Below are 19,224 nucleotides of genomic sequence, written 5' to 3' on the forward strand. Positions count from 1 at the left end.
CCTTTACCTGTTATGAACCTATTCAATATCAAAAAAACGGGGTTGCTGGCACTGGCGCTGCTGACGCTGTTTTCCTGCAAGAACACCCTGGAAGAATATAACCCCAGCGGCCTGACGGCCGAAACCGTTTACACCACGCCCGAAGGATTCGAAACCCTGGTCAATGCGGCTTACACCTATCAGCGCTGGTGGTATGGCAAGGAGGAAGGGTATAACATTGCCGAAACCGGAACGGATATCTGGACGAGCGGCTCGGGCGAAGTGTATCGTGACCTGACGCAATACCTGAACCTACAAGGCAGTAATGCCGCGCTTTCCAGCGAGTGGCGGGAGTTTTACGCGGCCATCAATCTGTGCAACGGCGGCATCAGCCGTATCGATAAAGCCGGTCTGTCGGCTGCGTTGCGGCCCGTGCGGGAGGGCGAGCTGCGGTTCCTGCGGGCGTTCTACTACTGGCACATCGCCGAAACCTGGGGCGGGGTTCATTTTACCACCCAGGAAACCAACGGGATCGTGTCGACAGCCAACCGGACACCCATCGAAACGATTTACAACCAGATTTTCGAGGATCTGAAGTATGCCGTGGCGAACCTGCCGGTCACGCAGCCGCAATACGGAAAAGTGACAAAAGGAGCGGCTCAGGCGTTTCTGGCGCGTATGTACCTCACCCGAGGCCTGAACAAAGAAGCACTGGAGATGGCGCAGGCGGTGCTGGCCAACCCCAATTACAAGCTGGAAGCCAACTACGCCGACCTCTGGAAAATGAGCAATCTGAAAACGAAAGAGGCCATTTACGTAGTCGATTACTCGGCGAACTTAGCCCTGAACGACCTGGTAAACACGACCTTCAACCCGTATGGGCACAGCCGGGGTAGCAACAACGGTCACCTGCTGTTTCTGATGAAGTACGACGACCGCCCCGGTATGACCCGCGACATCGCCAACGGTCGGCCCTTCAACCGGTACATGCCAACTCGCTTTCTGCTGGATCTGTACAGCGACGACGACGCCCGCTACGAAGGGTCGTTTCAGCAGGTGTGGTTTGCCAATTCGACTTCACGTCCGGCGGGTATGAACCTGGGGGATACGGCCGTATATTGCACGAAAAAGGAAATTCCGGATGCATTCGAGGCTACCCGCAAGTACCAGACTTACGACCGTAGCAAAATCTACAACGCCAACGGAACCGTAAAAGACAACCTGCGCTACCCAACCCTGTCGAAGTTTATGGACCCGACGCGGGCCAGCCTCAACGAAGCGCAGAGTGCACGCGACGTGTTTGTGATCCGGCTGGCCGAGGTCTACCTGATTGCTGCCGAAGCCCAGATGAAACTGGGGAACCTGCCAGCCGCAGCCGACTACGTCAACGTGCTGCGTACGCGGGCGGCCAAAGCCGGCAAAACCGCTGCCATGCAGATTGCCCCGGCTCAGGTAACGCTTGATTTTATCCTGGACGAACGCGCCCGGGAGCTGGCCGGTGAGCAGATCCGCTGGTTCGATCTGAAGCGTACCGGTAAACTGCTGGAACGCACCCGCGCCGATGCCCCCGATAACGCGGTTAATATTCAGGATTACCACGTGCTTCGCCCCATTCCACAAACCCAGCTCGATGCGGTAACGAACAAAAGCGAGTTCACACAAAATCAGGGATATCAATAAGAGTCATTGCGTGGTCAGTCATGGTCACTGATGACAATCGATGACCATGACTGACCACCAACGACATTGACTTTAACGCTATGAGCAAACGTTATCAATTTTTCCGCCTTGGACTGGCCATACTGGCCCCCTTAACGGCTCTGGCCCAAAGTCCGTCACCCTTTAGCTGGACGAACCTGCCGAAGGTTGCTCAGCCGGTCTTTCGTAAGGATACGGTATCGATTCTAACCCACGGAGCCAGACCCGACGGGGTTACCCTGAACACTAGGTCGATCAATGCCGCTATTCTGGCCTGCAGTCAAAAAGGCGGAGGGGTGGTGCTGGTGCCCGCTGGGCTGTGGATGACGGGGCCCATCGAGTTGAAAAGCAACGTCAATCTGCACCTGAAAAAGGCCGCAACCCTGCTGTTTACGACCGATAAAAGCCAGTACGCGCTGGTCGAAGGTACCTACGAAGGCAAGCGGGCCGCCCGCAATCAGTCGCCGGTATCGGGTGTCAATCTGGAAAATGTGGCCATCACCGGACAGGGGATTGTCGACGGCAACGGCGATGTCTGGCGAGCCGTCAACAAAAACCAACTGACCGAACCGCAGTGGAAAGAGAAGGTGGAAGCGGGGGGCGTGCTGAAGGAAGACGGCAAGACCTGGTATCCGAGCGAGCAGTTCAAACGAGCCAGCGCCGAAAACAAAAGTATGCTGCTGACAGCCGGAAAAACTCCGCAGGATTTTGCCGACATGAAAGATTTCCTGCGGCCGAATCTGCTGGTGCTGACCAACTGCAAAAAGGTTCTGCTGGAGGGCGTTACGTTCCAGAACTCACCGGCCTGGTGCCTGCACCCACTGATGTGCCAGGACCTGACCATCCGGAACGTGACGACTAAAAATCCGGAATATGCCCATAACGGCGACGGCATGGACATCGAGTCCTGCAAGAACTTCCTGATCGAAAGCTGCACGCTCGACGTAGGCGACGACGCCATCTGCATCAAATCCGGCAAGGACGAAGAGGGTCGAAAACGCGGCATGCCCACCGAAAATGGTGTGATCCGGAACAATACGGTCTACAACGGGCACGGCGGATTTGTGGTCGGCAGCGAAATGAGCGGGGGCGCGCGAAACATTTTCGTGTCGAACTGCACCTTCATGGGCACCGACAAAGGCCTGCGCTTCAAATCGGTTCGTGGGCGGGGCGGGGTCGTCGAGCACATCTACGCCAAAGACATTTACATGAAAGACATCGCCGGCGAAGCCATCTTCTTCGACATGTATTATTTCGTCAAGTTCGCGACGGACGGCGCGCGCGACGAGCGCCCGGTGGTCAACGAAGGTACGCCGGTGTTTCAGAATATGAAATTCGAGAATATCGTTTGCAGCGGGGCTACCAAAGGTGTTTTCATTCGTGGTTTACCCGAGATGCCGGTTAAAAACATCACGATGGAAAAGCTGGTGTTGCAGGCCGACAAAGGCGTGGAATTGATCGATGCGAGCGGGATTGTGCTCAAAAACGTTCAGCTCATCACTAAAAGTACGAAGCCCGTCATCCTGGTCGATAATAGCAGCAAGCTGACCTTCGATTCGATTCAGTACGACCCGAAAGCGAGTCTGTTGTTTTCCATCAACGGCGAACGGAGCCAGGACATTCAGGTGAAGAATACCGACGTTGCCAAAGCCCAGACCAAAGCTGAGTTTAGCAAAGGGGCGCTGGAAAAGAACCTGATTCTGTCGTCGGCGAAATAATTGATTAATGACCATGAAGAATCAGAGTCTGTTTCGGAAAATCGCGGTCGGGTGCGGCCTGGTGGGGCTTTTGGCGTTTACCAGGCCTCCCGGCAAGATTACGGTCTACCTGATCGGCGATTCGACCATGGCCATCAAGCAGGTAAAAGCCTACCCGGAAACGGGCTGGGGTATGCCATTCGTCTATTTCTTCGATGAAACCGTTACCGTCGACAACCGGGCGCAGAACGGGCGTAGCACCCGTACTTTTATCGAGGAAAACCGCTGGCAACCTGTCGTCGGGAATCTGCACGAAGGCGACTATGTCTTCATTCAGTTTGGGCACAACGACGAAGTGCCGACCAAGAAAAGCTACACGACCGAAGCGGATTTTAGCGCCAATCTGATTCGGTTTATTACCGAAAGCCGGGCGAAGAAAGCAACGCCGGTACTCCTTACGCCCGTGGCGCGTCGGAAATTCGACACGGCCGGAACCATTGAAGGTACTCACCCCGTCTATTCGGAACTGGTACGCCGGGTAGCCGCAGACCAAAAAACGCCCTTGATCGATTTAGACACCCAAAGCCAGCAGCTCCTGCAGCAGTTCGGCGTCGACCATTCGAAGCTTTTATTCCTTCAGCTAGCACCCGGCGAGCATCCCAATTACCCGGAGGGCAAAGAAGATAATACCCATTTCAGTGAACTCGGTGCCCGCCGAATAGCCGAAATCGTGCTGGCAAACATCCGGTCACTGAAGCTCGACCTGGCCGACCGAATCGTTAAACCCGAACTTGCAAAATAATAATGGGTAGAGGTAGTGCCGAAGCTCCGGCTTTGGTCGTAACCCAAACCAATTGACGCAACTCACCCGAAGCTGGAGCTTTGGTACTACAGTATGAAAAAACTGCTTCTGATTTTTTGCTTTGCTTTTTGCGCTCGTTTGGCCTGCGCTCAGGCCACGCTGTCGCCTACGACCTCCGTTACTTTTACCGTGGCGCAGGACGGGAGCGGCAACTACAAAACCATTCAGGAGGCCGTCAACAGCTTCCGCGATCACATGCAGGTACGGGTGACGCTGTACGTGAGAAATGGCACCTACGCCGAAAAACTCGTTATTCCGTCCTGGAAACCCAATATTCATGTTGTCGGGGAGAGCAAAGAAGGCGTGATCATTACGGGCGACGATTATTCGGGGAAAGCCTACCCCGGTGGCAAAGACCTGACCGGTAAAGACAAATACAGCACGTATACTTCCTACGTTGTGCTGGTCGATGCGCCCGATATCATTCTGGAGAACCTGACCATCCGCAATACCGCCGGTCGGGTGGGGCAGGCGGTGGCGTTGCACGTGGAGGGCGACCGGTTCGTGTGCCGAAACTGCATCCTCCTCGGCAATCAGGATACACTGTACGCAGCGGCTGAAGGCAGTCGGCAGTATTACGAAAACTGCTACATCGAGGGCACTACCGATTTTATCTTCGGAAAATCGATTTCGGTTTTTCAATCCTGTACGATCAGAAGTCTGTCGGATTCCTTTATCACCGCAGCCGCCACCCCCGACTATCAGAAATACGGCTTCGTCTTCTTCGACTGCAAGCTCGTGGCCGATCCAGCCGCCCAGAAAGTTTATCTGGGTCGACCCTGGCGACCGTATGCCAAAACGATTTTTATCCGGACCGACATGGGTGGGCATATTTTACCCGTAGGCTGGGAAAACTGGGGAAATACGGCCAATGAAAAAACGGTGGTCTACGCCGAATACGGCAGCACCGGTACGGGCGGAAATGCGGCAAAGCGGGCCGGGTGGGCAAAGCAGTTGTCGGCCAAAGACCTGAAGCAATACACCCTGACCACTATCTTTTCGCAACAGTCGACCTGGCTGCCTGCTACCCAACTATCCTCGAACCCTGGGAAGTAAGCGGCCGTGATTTTACGGACTGGTTCTGTCGCACTAGCTGATACCCGATTATGAAAAAAGCGATTCTTATTTACTTGCTGGCATGTGTCTCTCAGACGCTCGTTGCGCAGAAGCCCGTACCCGTCAAGCCGCGGATTCTTATCAGCACCGACATCGGCGGAACCGATCCGGACGATAACCAGTCGATGACGCATTTCCTGATGTACAGCGACCGGTTCGAAACCGAAGGACTGGTTTCGTCGCCTTCGTATGGCAACGGCAGCAGGCAGAACATCCTGGACATGATCGATCTGTACCAGAAAGACCTTCCCAGGCTGCGTCAGCACGTTAAAGATTATCCATCGCCGGATGCTTTACGGGCAGTTTGCAAGCAGGGGCGTCATGGCGCGGCTCCGTATAAAGGCTACGCCACCGCCACTGAAGGGTCGGACTGGATTATCCAGTGTGCCAAAAAGCAAAGCAAACAGCCGCTCTGGGTGCTGGTCTGGGGTGGTTTAGAAGACGTAGCACAGGCGTTGCACGACGATCCTTCTATCCAGAGCCACATCAAGATCTACTGGATCGGGGGGCCCAATAAGAAGTGGAGCGCCAACAGCTATGCCTATATCGCCCGGAATTTTCCCAACCTGTGGTTCATCGAAGCGAACGGTTCCTACAACGGTTTGTTTTCCAACAACGGCGTTCCCGACAGCCTCAATACCCGCAACTACTACGACCGATACATTCGCGCGGCCGGTCATCTGGGTAAAGACTTTAAGAACTATTACAAGGGAAACCCCAAGATGGGCGACACGCCATCCCTGCTCTACGTAATGGATGGCGACCCGAACGATCCATTCCGGGAAAGCTGGGGCGGCAGCTTTGAAAAATTCGACCACAGTCCACGGCGCATTTATTCCCGAAACACCACGCTGGCGGATACCGCCACGGTTTATTCGGTGATGGAATTCCACTTTAAAGGTCCACTGATCGATATACCGGCCGATTCGGCCTGTTTTACGATGACGGTTCAGGCACAGATCGGTGAGCAGAAATGGCCGGGCTATTACCTGGGTAAAGGCGACTATGCAATCCTGTATGTGCCGAAACAGACCGAAACCCTGAGTTATACCCTCCACTCGACCATTCCCGGTTTCGCTGAGCAGAGCGGCACGTTTGTCGTGAACAACCGCTGGCCGGGCAGGCAGGGCGCTACTGATTTTCGCTTAGGCCCAAACTGGTACACCGACCGATCGGACCCTACGCTTTTCGATGGCCGGCAGCAGGGGGCTAAAACCGTGCTCAAATGGCGAAACGCCGTCTGGCTGGACTGGGCCAAGCGGTGGACCTGGCTATACTAAAAAGCAAACACACAAGAATCTTTGTTGCATGAAATTTGTATCGACCAGCGGCCTGTTTCTTCTGGTAACCTATTCCGTACTTGGGCAAACAGCTGCCGTAAAACCCGTTTCGGGCAATGGGACAAGCTCCTCCGTTTCGAAAGTCTGGGTCGCTGATCTGGGCAACGGCACCTACAAAAACCCGGTTCTTCATGCCGATTATTCGGACCCCGATGCCTGCCGGGTGGGCGACGACTATTACTTGGTCGCGTCCAGCTTCGACGCCATTCCCGGCCTGCCCATTCTGCATTCGAAAGACCTGGTCAACTGGTCGCTGATCGGTCATGCGCTGAAACGCCAGCCCCCGTTCGAGCATTTCGAGAAAACTCAGCACGGCAACGGCGTCTGGGCTCCCGCGATCCGGCACCACCGAAACGAGTTTTACCTGTATTACCCGGACCCCGATTTTGGCATTTATCTCACTAAAGCCACCAACCCTGCCGGTCCCTGGTCGGAGCCGGTGCTGGTGCAGGGCGGCAAGGGACTAATAGACCCCTGCCCACTCTGGGACGACAACGGACAGGGATACCTGGTTCATGGCTGGGCGGGTAGCCGGGCCGGAATCAAGAGCGTGATCACCGTCAGAAAACTGAATGCCGAAGGAACGAAGGTGCTGGACGAGGGCGTCATCGTTTACGACGGTCACGAAACCGACCCCACCATCGAAGGGCCTAAATTATATAAGCGCAACGGCTACTACTACATCTTCGCGCCGGCGGGGGGCGTGCCTACGGGCTGGCAACTGGTCTTGCGGGCAAAAAACATTTACGGACCCTACGAACGGAAAGTGGTGATGGACCAGGGGGAAAGTCCGATCAACGGCCCGCATCAGGGCGCCTGGGTCGATACGAAACCGATCGGCGGAAAGCCCGGCGAAGACTGGTTCCTGCATTTTCAGGATAAGGAAGCCTACGGGCGGGTGGTGCACCTGCAGCCCATGAAGTGGGTTGCCGACTGGCCGGTCATTGGGATCGATACCGACGGCGACGGAAAGGGCGAGCCGGTGCTCACCCACAAAAAACCATCGGTAGGCGCTACGTATCCCATCATGACACCCCCCGAATCGGATGAGTTCGACGAACCGGTGCTGGGTCGGCAGTGGCAATGGCAGGCGAATCCGAAAGGCATCTGGCACATGATCGGTCGGCGAGCCGGGAGTGAGCCGGGGTTTCTGCGGTTGTATTCCTACCAAGGGCCCGAAGACGCTAAAAACAACTGGGGCGTGCCCAACCTGTTGCTGCAAAAGTTTCCGGCCGAGCGGTTCATGGCGACCACCCGGCTGACATTCAGGCCCAATCCAAAGCTGGAAAACGAACGCACCGGCCTGGTCATCATGGGTCTGAGTTATGCCAATCTGGTTCTGAAAAGCGGAAAAGAGGGCGTCAGCCTGGTGTACGGGGTTTGCAAAAAAGCTTCGGAAGGCAAGCCGGAAACAGAAACCGTTGTTACGAAAGTGAACCCTGGAACGCCGATCTACCTGCGGGTGGCAGTGACTGAAGGCGCGAAATGCCAATTCAGCTATAGTCTGGATGGGCAACGGTATACCAAAACCGGCGATTCGTACCAGGCGGAAGTGGGCCGCTGGATTGGCGCTAAAATGGGCATTTTCTGTACCCGTACGACGCAGATTAACGACTCAGGCTATGCCGACTTCGACTGGTTTCGGGTCGAGCCGGTGCCTGCTGAGACACCCTGATCGATAAAAATAGACCATGATGAAGCGGATAAGCTGTGTTTTAAAACCGATTAGCCTGGTGGCCCTGTTGCTCCTGACAAACGCGCTGAGTGGTGCACAACCAGCCGCACCGACGGCCACCGATATCCCCTGGTCGGTCAGGATGGCCGATTCTGATATGAGCCGGAACCCGAAAGGGTGGATGCTCGATTTTTCGAAGGAGCCCCGCTGGAATTACTGCCATGGGCTGGTCTGTAGTTCGCTCGAAAAACTGTGGAAACAGTCGGGGTCGGAAAAATACTACGATTACATCAGAGAATACGCCGACGAGATGATCAGCCCGGACGGAAGCATCAAAACCTACACGCTCAGCCAGTATAACATCGACGCGGTCAATTCCGGGAAGTTTTTGTTTGCGTTATACGAGCGTACCCACGACCCAAAATACGAGAAAGCCATCCGGCTGTTACGGACTCAGATGCTGACGCACCCGCGTACGAGCGAAGGCGGGTTCTGGCACAAGAAACATTACCCCTACCAGATGTGGCTCGATGGGCTATACATGGCGTCGCCGTTTCTGTCCCAGTACGCTCAGACGTTCAACGAACCGGCTCTGTTCGCCGACGTAGCCAACCAGATTCAATTGATCGACAGGCACAACAAAGACCCTAAAACCGGCCTTTATTACCACGGCTGGGATGAACGCAAAGAGCAGCGCTGGGCCGATAAGGAGACCGGGCGCTCACCGCACGTCTGGGGGCGGGGAATGGGCTGGTACGCCATGACGCTGGTCGATGTGCTCGATTATTTTCCGGCCAATCACCCGAAGCGGAACCAGATTCTGGCCATCGCCCGCCAACTGGCGCAAACCCTGGCGACGTATCAGGACCCGCAGACCGGACTCTGGTATCAGGTGATGGATGTGGGTAAACGGGAGGGTAACTACCTGGAGTCGTCGGCATCGACCATGTTCGTTTATTTCCTGGTGAAAGCCACCCGCAAAGGGTATCTGGAGAAATCGTTTATGGATGTGGCCAGCAAGGGATATGAGGGCATTCGCACGCAGTTCATCCGGAACGAGCCCGATGGGCGGATCAGCATTACCGATGCCTGCGCCGGTGCCGGGCTGGGTGGAACGCCCTACCGCGATGGTACCTACGAATACTACTGCCGGGAGGCAAAACGCGATAACGATCCTAAATCCGTCGGTCCGTTTATTATGCTGGCGCTGGAATTTGAAGCACTAAAGCCCGGGAAGGAATAGTATAGACCGGTGCAGGCTCGTCTTTTCGACCCGTAGACGTTTTTATCGCATGAGAAATAACCGTATTGTCGGCTTGTTTTTTGCCGCTTCCCTGCTGTTTTGTCTGAATGGCGCTGCACAACCTTCCGCGGGCAGTTCGTCGCGCCAGATGCTGTTGCGCGATGAAGGCCTTTCCAAACTGGATTACATCGATCTGGCGCAGCCCGAACACAATTACTTTGTTTCTGTGCCGGCGGGTCGGGATCTGCAACTGGTTGGACAGGGGCGGGTCATGCTCGGCACCGGCAAAGGCTACGAAGAACGGGAGATTAAAACGGGCGCTAAGGTTACCGAAGTTACGGCCTTCGACGGTACCATTGCCGCCCGGCGCCTGCGCAACGGCCATACGATGCTCGTTGGGCTGAACTGGCAGGGAAAAAAAGGAATCGTGATGCTCGAACTGGACCAGAACCAGACGGTGCAGCGAACCATCAACTTCCCCGATTTTTCGTACGTCCGGCTGATTCGGGAAACCGTTGATGGTCATTTCCTGATCACCTCCAACGACCAGGTTTTTGAGGGCAAGCCCGACGGGGCCATCGTCTGGCAGGCTCAACTGACCAAACAAACCAAAGCGCAGCATGCCTGGCAGGCCCAGCGCCTAGGTAATGGTCAGACGCTGGTCAGTGGCGGCTATTCGGCCAATTTTCAGCGCTTCGACCAGAAAGGGGCGTTTGTGGACAGTGTCAGCGGTCCGCCCGTCGTAAATCCTCATTTTTATGCGGGCTTTCAAATCCTGAAGAACGGCAACTGGGTCGTAGCCAACTGGCAGGGCCACGGTACCGACCACGGGGCCAGCGGTACGCAGGTGCTGGAATACACGCCGGCGGGGAAACTGGTCTGGTCGTGGAAGCAGAACCCAAGCCAGCAGTCGTCCATTCAGGGTGTGCTGGTTCTGGATGGGCTCGACCTGAACCGTCTGCAGGTGGAAGACGCGCAGGGACGGCTGGCGCCGAATTGATCCAAAAGCCATTGATCGTCAGTTGCCTACGCCGTCGTTTGTAGTGCCGGCCGCCCCGGCCGGGTGCCAAGCAGCTGGCTAGATTTCGCCCGACCGTACCGGTCTGTACTACAAATGACAATGCATGACTTAAATGACGCCGTAGGTAACCGACCTTTATTTCCCCGGCAGTACCTTGTGCAGAAAATCCGTTATGTACGTCAGGGTTGGGGTAAACCAGGGGTTGAAGAACATAAACGTGTGAGGGGCATCGGCAAACGTATGTACTTCGGAATAGGTGCCGAATTTGGCCAGCTTCTGGAGCAGGTCATCCCGCCCGGCGTGCATCCGGTCGACCGAGCTGTTGATAAAAAGAATAGGCGGAGTGCGCTTATCGATGTGATTCAGCGCCGACGCTTCCTGCCACAGCTCGGGCTTCTCCGCTTTCGAGTAGCCGAACCAGTACGTACCGGCAGATGTCGATTTCGAATCATTCCCTTCCGCCGATTCAGGATGAATAAACGCCAGTACCCCATCGATATCGACAATGGCCTGTACATCGCTCGAAGACTGTACATGACCGCCCGATCCCTCAAAATGGGGGTTCTGGTTCGTACTCCCGACCAGCGCGGCTAGCTGCCCACCGGCTGAGAAACCCAAAATCGCGATTCGGTTCGGATCGACGCCGTAGGTACCCGCATTAGCCCGGAGCCAGCGGATGGCCGCTTTTATGTCATATACCGCAGCCGGATACAGGGCTTCGGTAGACAAGCGGTACTCGACCGGAACCGCCACAAATCCCTTCCCGGCCAGCTGACCGGCCAGTGCGTTATTATGCGAGCGGTCGCCGGAACGCCAGCCTCCCCCGTGAATCATCAGCACAGCGGGGACTTTTTTTCCGAAGGAGGGCGGTGGCGCGTAAACGTCCAGTAAGAGCCTTCTGCCGCTAGCCGGAGAGCTATACGCCCTGTTTTTACTCACACGAACACCAGCGGGCAGGGCCGAATCGGCCAAGGTAATGCCGGGATGGACTTTTTTCTCCTGCAGATACGATTTCCGTACCGTAAATGACGTATCCCGGCCACCCGTCGGCCCCAGTTGCGCCCAGCTTGTCGTCGTTAGTAACCAGGCGAGTAGGGCCAACCCAAACGGTCGTCTTTTCAATAAGAATGTAAGGCTATCGTTCAGCATGTAGGAGTCTCCGCTATAAAGATATCGCCGATCGCTACTTTACGGCGGGAATAAAATTCATTTCAAGCAACCAGCTTTCGCACAGAGAAACCCAGGCCTGCGTCGAACCCGGATTGTTGCGTAGCGCAATGGCGTGACCGCCCTGCGGGAAAATGTGCAGGCTGGACGGGATCTTTTTGTCGACCAGCGCCTGATAAAAAAGCAGGCTGTTGCGCGGATCGACGGCGGTATCGTTGAACGCATGGATCAGCAGGCAGGGGGGCGTAGCTGCGGTTACGGCATTTTCCAGCGAGTAGGTTTTCAGTAGGTCAGCGGAAGGATTCGGACCCAGCAAGTTTTTACGGCTACCCGCGTGCGCATACGGCCCCAGTGTGATAACCGGTGAGACGAGAATGGCGAAATCAGGCCGGAACGCCTGCCGACTGATCGAATCGGTAATGGCCGACGCGTCGGTGGTCGCGGTAGCCAGCCAGGCTGCGAGATGGCCGCCCGCCGAAGTGCCCAGAACCCCTATTTTGTCGGGCTTTATTCCCCATTTGGCCGCATTGGACCGGATCAGCCGGATGGCTCGCTGGGCATCCTGAAGCGGACCGAGTTCGCGCTGTTTCAGATCGGGCGAAGTGGGCAGGCGGTAGTTGAGAACAAAAGCGCTGATCCCCATCGTATTGAACCACTTGGCCAGTTGCCAGCCGCTGATCACGTACGCCAATCGTTCGTAGCCACCACCGGGACAGATCACCACAGCCGCGCCTTTGTTTTCCTGCGCTGACGGAAAAAACGTGTACATGCCCGGCGTACCCACCCGATAAATCCGCTCATTGGCTATGCTGTCGGTCAGAACCATTCCTTTCGAATTGGGCATTTTTCCGGAAGGCCACAGGGGCATGAAGGTTTGCGCGGACGCACAACAGGCGGCCAGCAACAGCACTACACTCAGGGAACAGATCTGACGCATGAGCAAACGAGATGAAATCGACAGTACATGGGGTAGTATAAAAAAAGCCCTCGGGTTTCCGCAAGGGCTTTTTCGTGTTGCCAGAAAGGTGCTTTCCGAAAGCGGCCGACGGGCTTAGGGCTGGCTCGGCGCTTTACTGACCGAATCTTTTCTGACAGCGGGAGCCGATGCTTTGTTGAGCGAGTCTTTCTTGGGGGCCGGGGGGCGGAATCCGCCGACGGCTTTCTGCATATCGTCTTTCTTCGACTGATAGAGCGCCCACTGGTCGGCAGTCAGAATGGTTTTGAGCCGGTCTTCTTTCTCTTCATTGAGCATCATCATCATGTCCTGGATCTGCTTGCGCGTGTCGGGGCCAGGTTTACCGCTGGGGCCAATAATGTCTTTGATGGCGTCCTGTTGCTGACTGGCGTATTCGTTGTTCAGATTTTTGACTGCTTTCAACTGATCTTTATCCAGCGACAGATTTTCTTTGAGCCACTTGGTTTCTTTCTGGGCCAGATCACCGGCAATGTTCGGGATAGACGAACGAGGGGTGCTGGACATCGTGGGGTCCATGCCGCCCATCCGACGACCGCCCATCCCGCCGTAGCCGCCACCATAGCCTCCGCCGTAACCCCCATACTGGCCGTAACTCTGGTGGCTCACCAGCAGGCCAGCGCTTAGACAAACACTACAGAGCAGTAAGGTTAACCGAATCTGGAATTTCATGATCATTTTCCTGCGATACAAGTACGACTTATTTTACAGCGAAGTTCGCTAAAAAAATCAAAGATCAATACGATTATCGACCAGAGGTTTCAGTGGTCTGCACGCGAACCCGCATGCGGGGCTCTTCTCCGTCGGGAACGATCACAACGATGTGGTTGGTCACCGTTTCACCGTTTTCGAGCATGTGGCCGGCCTGCACCTGAATGGTACTGATCACTTCCTTGCCTTCGGCATTTTTGGATGTGGTCGAATAGGGCACCAGAAACGGACGGGCACGAACCGCCGACGTTTTAGACGTCAGGCGGGCACCCGTCGCATTGACGCAGTCGAAATTGGCCAGCAGATCCTGATTTTGCAGGCCGAGGGTCGTTTGTCGTGGGAAGAACAGCTTCGTGCAGCCGCTTTTGTTGGTGACGTAAACGGTCACTTCGTAGCGTCTGAATGTGCCTTTGCTGCCAATATCTTTTTTACTTTCGTTCCGGATCGAGTATCCATATTCGATCCCGTTGAACAGAGCCGGTTCCTTATCCGTAATGTCGTAGGCCGGCTGGGCGTTGGTCAGAACGCAGAAACTGATGCTCAGGAGGGTTGCCAGGCCAAGTCGCAAATAATTCATGGAAAAGAGGGGAATAAAACGAACCCGAAATTTAAAAGGAAATTCACATAAGTACGGTCAACTTTTGGCCCGGCGGGGGTAAACTTTTCCGGCGCACAGACCGTTCCCCTTGTATATGGAAATGCTCGAAAAAATCCGCAAGACGTACACCGAGTATGTGCTCGAAAACGGCAAACAGCCCACGTCCGTTTTCCAGTTTGCAAAGAAACTAAAAATTGCCGAAGCCGACTTTTACACGCATTATACCTCCTTCGATGCGATAGAAGCCGACATCTGGCTCACCTTTTTCAACGAAGCCAAAGCCACCGTCGAGGCCGACGAAACCGCTCAGCAATATTCCGTTCGGGAGAAATTACTGGCCTTTTATTACACCTGGATCGAACTGCTAAAGTCGCAGCGCAGCTTCGTAGTGTACAGCTATGGGCGCGTGCGCGAAGCCGGCAAAGGGCATGGAGCCAGAAGCCTGGGACGGATGGCACAGCCATCGGCGGTGTTCAGGCCATTTAAAGAAGCTTTCTACGACTACGCCCGCGATCTGCTGGCTGAAGGACGGGAAAGTAAAGAAGTGGAGCCGCGCCCGTTCGTGACCGATCGCTACCCCGACGCGCTCTGGGGCCAGACACTTTATGTGCTCGATTTCTGGGTGCGTGACGTGAGCAAAAACTTCGAGAAAACCGATACGGCCATCGAAAAATCGGTCAATACCGCTTTCGACCTCATTGGCCGTTCACCGCTGGATACCCTGTTCGACTTCGCCAAGTTTATGTATCAAAATAAATAGCAAAGGGCAGAGGGGGTGGGGCAGAGGGGTTATAAATAACCCATGCCCTGCGCCCTATGCTCTGCGCCCACCAATACCATGAAGACTCAAACGTCTGTTCCGACGACGAAAGTGGCCCGCGCCAGTCAATTTGTGAAAGCGGGGGTAAAAGTCGGTGGAAATTATATCAAGCATTACAGTAAGAAGCTGATCGACCCCAGTTTGTCGCGCGATGAACTGCACAAGGACAATGCGGCCGATATTTACGATGCGCTGAGTGAACTGAAAGGGTCGGCGCTGAAGATGGCGCAGATGCTGAGCATGGACCGGGGACTGTTGCCCGTCGCTTATTCCGATAAGTTCACGATGGCGCAGTACTCGGCTCCGCCGTTGTCGGGGCCGCTGGTCGTCAAGACGTTTAAGACCTACTTTGGCAAATCGCCGGCGCAGTTGTTCGACAAGTTCGACATCGAAGCGGTGAATGCGGCCAGCATCGGGCAGGTACACCAGGCCTGGAAAGATGGCAAAAAGCTGGCGGTGAAGGTGCAGTATCCGGGCGTGGCCGATGCCGTCAGTTCGGATCTGAAGATCGCCAAGCCGCTCGCGGTCCGGCTGCTTAACCTCAATGAGCGCGACATCGACCGCTACATGGGCGAGGTAGAATCGAAACTACTCGAAGAAACAGATTACGACCTGGAACTGAAGCGGTCCATCGAAATCTCGCGGGCCTGTGCGCACCTTCCGGATCTGGTTTTTCCGACCTATTACCCCGACTATTCGTCGAAGCGCATTCTGACGATGGACTGGCTCGAAGGCCAGCACCTGAAGGAGTTTCTGAAAACGAATCCGTCGCAGGCCGTACGCGACCGCATCGGGCAGGCCCTCTGGGATTTTTACGATTTCCAGATTCACTCGCTTCGGCAGGTTCACGCCGATCCGCATCCGGGGAATTTCCTGATGCGGGCCGATGGCACCATGGGCGTCATCGACTTCGGTTGCGTGAAAGTCATCCCGGATTTTTACTACGACAACTATTTTCAGCTGGTCAATCCCGACACGCTCGAAGACCCGATCCTGACCGAGAAAATTTTCAATAACCTGGAGTTTCTGACGCCCGAGGATTCGCTAAAAGATCGCCAGTTTTTCTCCGATCTGTTCAAGGAAATGACGCTGATGCTGGCCGAGCCCTTTGCCGTCGATACTTTCGATTTCGGCAACGACGCCTATTTCAATAAAGTCTACGCTTTTGCCGAAGGGTTGGCCAATGTGCAGCAGCTGAAAGAGTCGAAGATAGCCCGTGGGTCGCAGGATGGGCTGTACGTCAACCGAACCTACTATGGGTTATACGCCATGCTGAATGAGCTGAAAGCCCGCGTAACGACGACCAAACCCGAATGGTTGCGGTCGAAGAAAGTGCTGGTATAAGTATGGTTTTTGTCATTCCTGCTGACGTCAGCAGGAATGACAAAAAATTACCGTTGCGCCGACTGATAAATCCGCTCGACGATCTCCTGCAAAATCGCGCCCTGTTCGGCGGTACACACGTTCGATGGCTTTCCCTGGCACGCATCAAGGAAAGCCATCGTGTTTTTTAACTGAATGTCGGTGTCTTCCAGAAACGGAAACTGAACGTCGGCCAGCTCACCTGCCAGTTCGGTATGCAGTGTGAACGGAAACAGCGTTGCCCCCCCTTTGCTGCCGAAAATCTGGAGGTTACGCTCTTTCTCGGCCTGCATGTTCAGCGCAAACGAGCTCGACAGCATGATGGAGGCTTTATTTGGGAAAGACAGGTACGCCATGGCGGCATCCTCGACCTCGAATTGCTGCGGGTTCCAGTCGCCCAGTAGGCCTTTCCCGCCCGCTTTGCCGATAAAATCGTAGGTATTGCCCAGCACCTGATCGGGCACGGCGTAATCCAGCGCATGTAGGGCCAGATCGAGCACGTGAACGCCCAGGTCGATGAGTGGACCGCCCCCCTGCATGGCTTTGTTCGTGAAATAACCCCAGCCCGGAATGCCGCGCCGACGCAGAAAATTAGCTTTGATGTGGTAAATGTCGCCGAGTAACCCATCGGCTTTGCAGCGCGTCAGCAACGCCCATTCGGGGGCCTGCCGAAGCTGAAAGTTATAAGCCAGCATCAATCCTTTCTGAGTGGCCAGATCGGCCATTTCGCGGGCCTGCCGGGCGTCGATGGCGGGCGGCTTCTCGCAAAAAACGTGGCAGTTGTTCGCCAACGCTTCCATCGTCTGTGGGTAATGCAGGTTGTTCGGGGTACAGACGACGACCAGATCAAGCGGGCACTCCCGGTACATCTCCCGGGTATCGTTGTAGGCGTTGGCAATACCGTGCTTATCGGCCAGTGAACGGGCTTTGGCCAGGTCGCGGCTACAGACCGCTACCAGCTCGACCTGATCGGGCAGTTGTTTGAGAACGGGAATGTGGTTTGCGTCGGCAATGTTGCCGCCACCGATGATGGCCGCGCGAAAAATGGGCATAAACGTGCTGGAATGAATGAAGCCGTAAATTAATCAGGTATCGCGGGTTTTACCCCGCTTTATGAGCATTGAGGGGTAAAACCCGCGATACCTATGTATCTTTACCGCATGCTGGAAACTACCGAACCGTCTGTTACGACCGATAAGCCGAAAGCGGTCAAGCCCCGTTTCGACGATATTTTCATGGAGCTGGCCGTCAATCTGGCCCGACGGTCGCACTGCATCAAGGCGCAGGTCGGCGCGGTACTGACCCGCGACACAAGGATTATCTCCATCGGCTACAATGGTCCGCCCGCCGGCACCCACAACTGCGATGAAGAATTTAAGGGCGTGGGTTGCCCCCGCGATTCCAAAGGCTCGTGTTCGCTGGCGCTGCATGCCGAAGAAAATGCGATTCTGTATGCCGCTAAAAATGGCTCGGAGATCGAAGGGGCCACGATCTACGTAACCCTGTCGCCCTGTATTGCCTGCGCCCGGATCATCTACAGCATGAAAATCGCCCGTGTGATTTACCTGCACTCCTACGCCGAATACAAAGGTATTGGCTCGGACGAAGGCGTCGAATTTCTGCGTCGGTTCGGCGTTGCGGTCGAACGGTACGAACCGGGCGAAGGAATCCGGTTAATTTCAGAGCCGCCCATATCGAAGAAGCCGCTGTGAAACGCAAGGAGCAGAATCGACGTTAGTAGGTCAGGCTGGCATACCCGGAGGAGCAAATCGGCGGGATATCAGGCCTGACTCCATCCGTAACGTAGCGTATGAATATTCTGGCGCATGGGTATCTGTCTGACCGAAACACCGACGTACTCATCGGTAATTTTATCGGCGATTTCATCAAGGGTGATCCGGCGAGTCCGCGCCACGGACTGACGTCGGGCGAAATTGCGGGCGTACGCCTGCACCGCGCCATCGACACGTTCACCGATGCCCACCCGACGGTAGCCGCCGTGCGTGACCTGCTCCATCCGCGCTGCCACAAGTACGCGGGGGCGGCCGTCGATATTTTCTTCGATCATTTTCTGGCCAACTATTTTCAGCAACTGACAGGAGAGCCGCTAACCGATTTTGTGTCGTATTTCTATCGAACCTTGCAGAAAAACGTTGCCCGACTGCCCCCACCCGCAATGCGTATGGCCGATTACATGATCCGGCACGACTGGCTTATAAACTATCAGTCGCTGGAAGGCATCGACCGGTCGCTAAAAGGGGTGGCCCGCCGGACGGCCTATCCGTCGGGGCTGGATACGGCCATCGAAGATCTCGAGCGGTACGACGATCAGATTGCCAGTCATTTCCTGTATTTTTGGCCTACCTTAGTCGAACATATTCAACAAACCCGCTCGGCCCTGCTCATAAGCTTATGAACCTGAAAACAAAAATCTCCTCGCTGGCTGTTCTCGCCCTACTCGTATGTGCCATGATCTTTCAGATCGGCTGGAAGAAAGCAGAACCCTGGCGGCCCGAGCAACTGCTGGAACCCGCCGATTTGGCGGCTACGATGGCCGACGCCGAGGCAAAAAAACCGCTGATCATCAGCATTGGTCCGGCGGCTTCCATCAAAACCTCGGTGGGCGTCGGCCCCGCCAATGAAGCCGAGAATCTGGCAAAACTGGAAAAGCTGGTTAGCAAAGAACCGAAAGACCGAGCGATTGTGATTTATTGCGGTTGCTGCCCCTTTAAAAACTGCCCCAATGTTCGGCCGGCCTTCACGAAGCTGAATGAACTGGGCTTTACCAACCACAAACTGCTGAACCTGGCCAAAAATCTGAAAACCGACTGGATCGATAAAGGCTACCCGGTGGTAGAGTAACCAGGACGTGTATGGTCAGTAGTAGGTTGTCATTTTGTAGTCATTAATGGTTATTCACCGCTAACGTTCAGCAATGAGTGACAACCAATGACTATTAATG

At 55.2% G+C, this 19,224-nt stretch carries 18 protein-coding genes; 13 read left to right on the plus strand and 5 right to left on the minus strand.

Going from position 1 to position 19,224, the window contains the following annotated elements; all coding sequences use genetic code 11:
• Positions 1-12 precede the first annotated feature (12 nt).
• From ACYVC2_RS22765 to ACYVC2_RS22800, 8 genes are all read left to right on the plus strand, one after another.
• Positions 13-1,659: a RagB/SusD family nutrient uptake outer membrane protein gene (locus tag ACYVC2_RS22765; protein ID WP_461106055.1), complete on the plus strand. Its 1,647-nt coding sequence runs from the start codon at positions 13-15 to the stop codon at positions 1,657-1,659.
• A gap of 80 nt (positions 1,660-1,739) precedes the next feature.
• A complete protein-coding gene (locus ACYVC2_RS22770; protein ID WP_461106057.1) occupies positions 1,740-3,395 on the plus strand; it encodes a glycoside hydrolase family 28 protein in 1,656 nt (551 codons plus the stop codon).
• Positions 3,396-3,408: 13 nt separating this feature from the next.
• Entirely contained in the window at positions 3,409-4,176 is a 768-nt protein-coding gene (locus ACYVC2_RS22775; protein WP_461106059.1) for a rhamnogalacturonan acetylesterase, read from the plus strand.
• A gap of 93 nt (positions 4,177-4,269) precedes the next feature.
• Entirely contained in the window at positions 4,270-5,292 is a 1,023-nt protein-coding gene (locus tag ACYVC2_RS22780; protein ID WP_461106061.1) for a pectinesterase family protein, read from the plus strand.
• A gap of 50 nt (positions 5,293-5,342) precedes the next feature.
• Entirely contained in the window at positions 5,343-6,632 is a 1,290-nt protein-coding gene (locus ACYVC2_RS22785; protein WP_461106063.1) for a nucleoside hydrolase-like domain-containing protein, read from the plus strand.
• 28 nt (positions 6,633-6,660) lie between these two features.
• On the plus strand, positions 6,661-8,367 hold the full coding sequence (locus tag ACYVC2_RS22790; RefSeq protein ID WP_461106065.1) for a glycoside hydrolase family 43 protein: 1,707 nt from the start codon (positions 6,661-6,663) through the stop codon (positions 8,365-8,367).
• A gap of 16 nt (positions 8,368-8,383) precedes the next feature.
• Complete coding sequence (locus ACYVC2_RS22795; RefSeq protein ID WP_461106067.1) at positions 8,384-9,610, plus strand: glycoside hydrolase family 88/105 protein; 1,227 nt, start codon at positions 8,384-8,386, stop codon at positions 9,608-9,610.
• A 49-nt stretch (positions 9,611-9,659) separates the two neighbouring features.
• A complete protein-coding gene (locus ACYVC2_RS22800) occupies positions 9,660-10,610 on the plus strand; it encodes a hypothetical protein (protein WP_461106069.1) in 951 nt (316 codons plus the stop codon).
• A 156-nt stretch (positions 10,611-10,766) separates the two neighbouring features.
• On the opposite strand, the gene ACYVC2_RS22805 is transcribed toward ACYVC2_RS22800, so the two are convergent.
• The 4 genes from ACYVC2_RS22805 to ACYVC2_RS22820 form a co-directional block, all read right to left on the minus strand.
• Positions 10,767-11,780 carry an alpha/beta hydrolase fold domain-containing protein gene (locus ACYVC2_RS22805; RefSeq protein WP_461106071.1) on the minus strand — a complete coding sequence of 338 codons (1,014 nt, stop codon included), beginning with the start codon at positions 11,778-11,780 and terminating at the stop codon, positions 10,767-10,769.
• A 34-nt stretch (positions 11,781-11,814) separates the two neighbouring features.
• Positions 11,815-12,735, minus strand: coding sequence for an alpha/beta hydrolase (locus tag ACYVC2_RS22810; protein ID WP_461106073.1), 921 nt, complete (start codon positions 12,733-12,735; stop codon positions 11,815-11,817).
• Positions 12,736-12,849: 114 nt separating this feature from the next.
• Positions 12,850-13,443, minus strand: coding sequence for a hypothetical protein (locus tag ACYVC2_RS22815; RefSeq protein WP_461106075.1), 594 nt, complete (start codon positions 13,441-13,443; stop codon positions 12,850-12,852).
• A 73-nt stretch (positions 13,444-13,516) separates the two neighbouring features.
• On the minus strand, positions 13,517-14,059 hold the full coding sequence (locus tag ACYVC2_RS22820) for an ABC transporter permease (protein WP_461106077.1): 543 nt from the start codon (positions 14,057-14,059) through the stop codon (positions 13,517-13,519).
• 115 nt (positions 14,060-14,174) lie between these two features.
• On the opposite strand from ACYVC2_RS22820, the gene ACYVC2_RS22825 reads away from it, so the two are divergent.
• A complete protein-coding gene (locus ACYVC2_RS22825) occupies positions 14,175-14,840 on the plus strand; it encodes a TetR/AcrR family transcriptional regulator (protein ID WP_461106079.1) in 666 nt (221 codons plus the stop codon).
• 78 nt (positions 14,841-14,918) lie between these two features.
• The gene (locus ACYVC2_RS22830) at positions 14,919-16,244 is read left to right on the plus strand and encodes an ABC1 kinase family protein (protein WP_461106081.1); all 1,326 of its coding nucleotides are present in this window, start codon (positions 14,919-14,921) and stop codon (positions 16,242-16,244) included.
• A gap of 47 nt (positions 16,245-16,291) precedes the next feature.
• Here the strand turns inward: ACYVC2_RS22830 and ACYVC2_RS22835 are convergent, their stop codons facing one another.
• The gene (locus ACYVC2_RS22835; protein WP_461106083.1) at positions 16,292-17,314 is read right to left on the minus strand and encodes a Gfo/Idh/MocA family protein; all 1,023 of its coding nucleotides are present in this window, start codon (positions 17,312-17,314) and stop codon (positions 16,292-16,294) included.
• A gap of 108 nt (positions 17,315-17,422) precedes the next feature.
• On the opposite strand from ACYVC2_RS22835, the gene ACYVC2_RS22840 reads away from it, so the two are divergent.
• From ACYVC2_RS22840 to ACYVC2_RS22850, 3 genes are all read left to right on the plus strand, one after another.
• Entirely contained in the window at positions 17,423-17,974 is a 552-nt protein-coding gene (locus tag ACYVC2_RS22840) for a deoxycytidylate deaminase (protein WP_461107222.1), read from the plus strand.
• Between the two features lie 98 nt (positions 17,975-18,072).
• Entirely contained in the window at positions 18,073-18,678 is a 606-nt protein-coding gene (locus ACYVC2_RS22845; RefSeq protein ID WP_461106085.1) for an acyl carrier protein phosphodiesterase, read from the plus strand.
• A complete protein-coding gene (locus tag ACYVC2_RS22850) occupies positions 18,675-19,124 on the plus strand; it encodes a rhodanese-like domain-containing protein (protein ID WP_461106087.1) in 450 nt (149 codons plus the stop codon). Before ACYVC2_RS22845 ends, ACYVC2_RS22850 begins: the two co-directional genes overlap by 4 nt.
• Positions 19,125-19,224: the final 100 nt, after the last annotated feature.

This window comes from Spirosoma koreense (genome assembly GCF_054777875.1).

Coding starts and splice junctions, on each gene's coding strand:
- ACYVC2_RS22765 (WP_461106055.1), top strand. CDS start 13: ATGAACCTATTCAATATCAAAAAAACGGGGTTGCTGGCACTGGCGCTG.
- ACYVC2_RS22770 (WP_461106057.1), top strand. CDS start 1,740: ATGAGCAAACGTTATCAATTTTTCCGCCTTGGACTGGCCATACTGGCC.
- ACYVC2_RS22775 (WP_461106059.1), top strand. CDS start 3,409: ATGAAGAATCAGAGTCTGTTTCGGAAAATCGCGGTCGGGTGCGGCCTG.
- ACYVC2_RS22780 (WP_461106061.1), top strand. CDS start 4,270: ATGAAAAAACTGCTTCTGATTTTTTGCTTTGCTTTTTGCGCTCGTTTG.
- ACYVC2_RS22785 (WP_461106063.1), top strand. CDS start 5,343: ATGAAAAAAGCGATTCTTATTTACTTGCTGGCATGTGTCTCTCAGACG.
- ACYVC2_RS22790 (WP_461106065.1), top strand. CDS start 6,661: ATGAAATTTGTATCGACCAGCGGCCTGTTTCTTCTGGTAACCTATTCC.
- ACYVC2_RS22795 (WP_461106067.1), top strand. CDS start 8,384: ATGATGAAGCGGATAAGCTGTGTTTTAAAACCGATTAGCCTGGTGGCC.
- ACYVC2_RS22800 (WP_461106069.1), top strand. CDS start 9,660: ATGAGAAATAACCGTATTGTCGGCTTGTTTTTTGCCGCTTCCCTGCTG.
- ACYVC2_RS22805 (WP_461106071.1), bottom strand. CDS start 11,780: ATGCTGAACGATAGCCTTACATTCTTATTGAAAAGACGACCGTTTGGG.
- ACYVC2_RS22810 (WP_461106073.1), bottom strand. CDS start 12,735: ATGCGTCAGATCTGTTCCCTGAGTGTAGTGCTGTTGCTGGCCGCCTGT.
- ACYVC2_RS22815 (WP_461106075.1), bottom strand. CDS start 13,443: ATGAAATTCCAGATTCGGTTAACCTTACTGCTCTGTAGTGTTTGTCTA.
- ACYVC2_RS22820 (WP_461106077.1), bottom strand. CDS start 14,059: ATGAATTATTTGCGACTTGGCCTGGCAACCCTCCTGAGCATCAGTTTC.
- ACYVC2_RS22825 (WP_461106079.1), top strand. CDS start 14,175: ATGGAAATGCTCGAAAAAATCCGCAAGACGTACACCGAGTATGTGCTC.
- ACYVC2_RS22830 (WP_461106081.1), top strand. CDS start 14,919: ATGAAGACTCAAACGTCTGTTCCGACGACGAAAGTGGCCCGCGCCAGT.
- ACYVC2_RS22835 (WP_461106083.1), bottom strand. CDS start 17,314: ATGCCCATTTTTCGCGCGGCCATCATCGGTGGCGGCAACATTGCCGAC.
- ACYVC2_RS22840 (WP_461107222.1), top strand. CDS start 17,423: ATGCTGGAAACTACCGAACCGTCTGTTACGACCGATAAGCCGAAAGCG.
- ACYVC2_RS22845 (WP_461106085.1), top strand. CDS start 18,073: ATGAATATTCTGGCGCATGGGTATCTGTCTGACCGAAACACCGACGTA.
- ACYVC2_RS22850 (WP_461106087.1), top strand. CDS start 18,675: ATGAACCTGAAAACAAAAATCTCCTCGCTGGCTGTTCTCGCCCTACTC.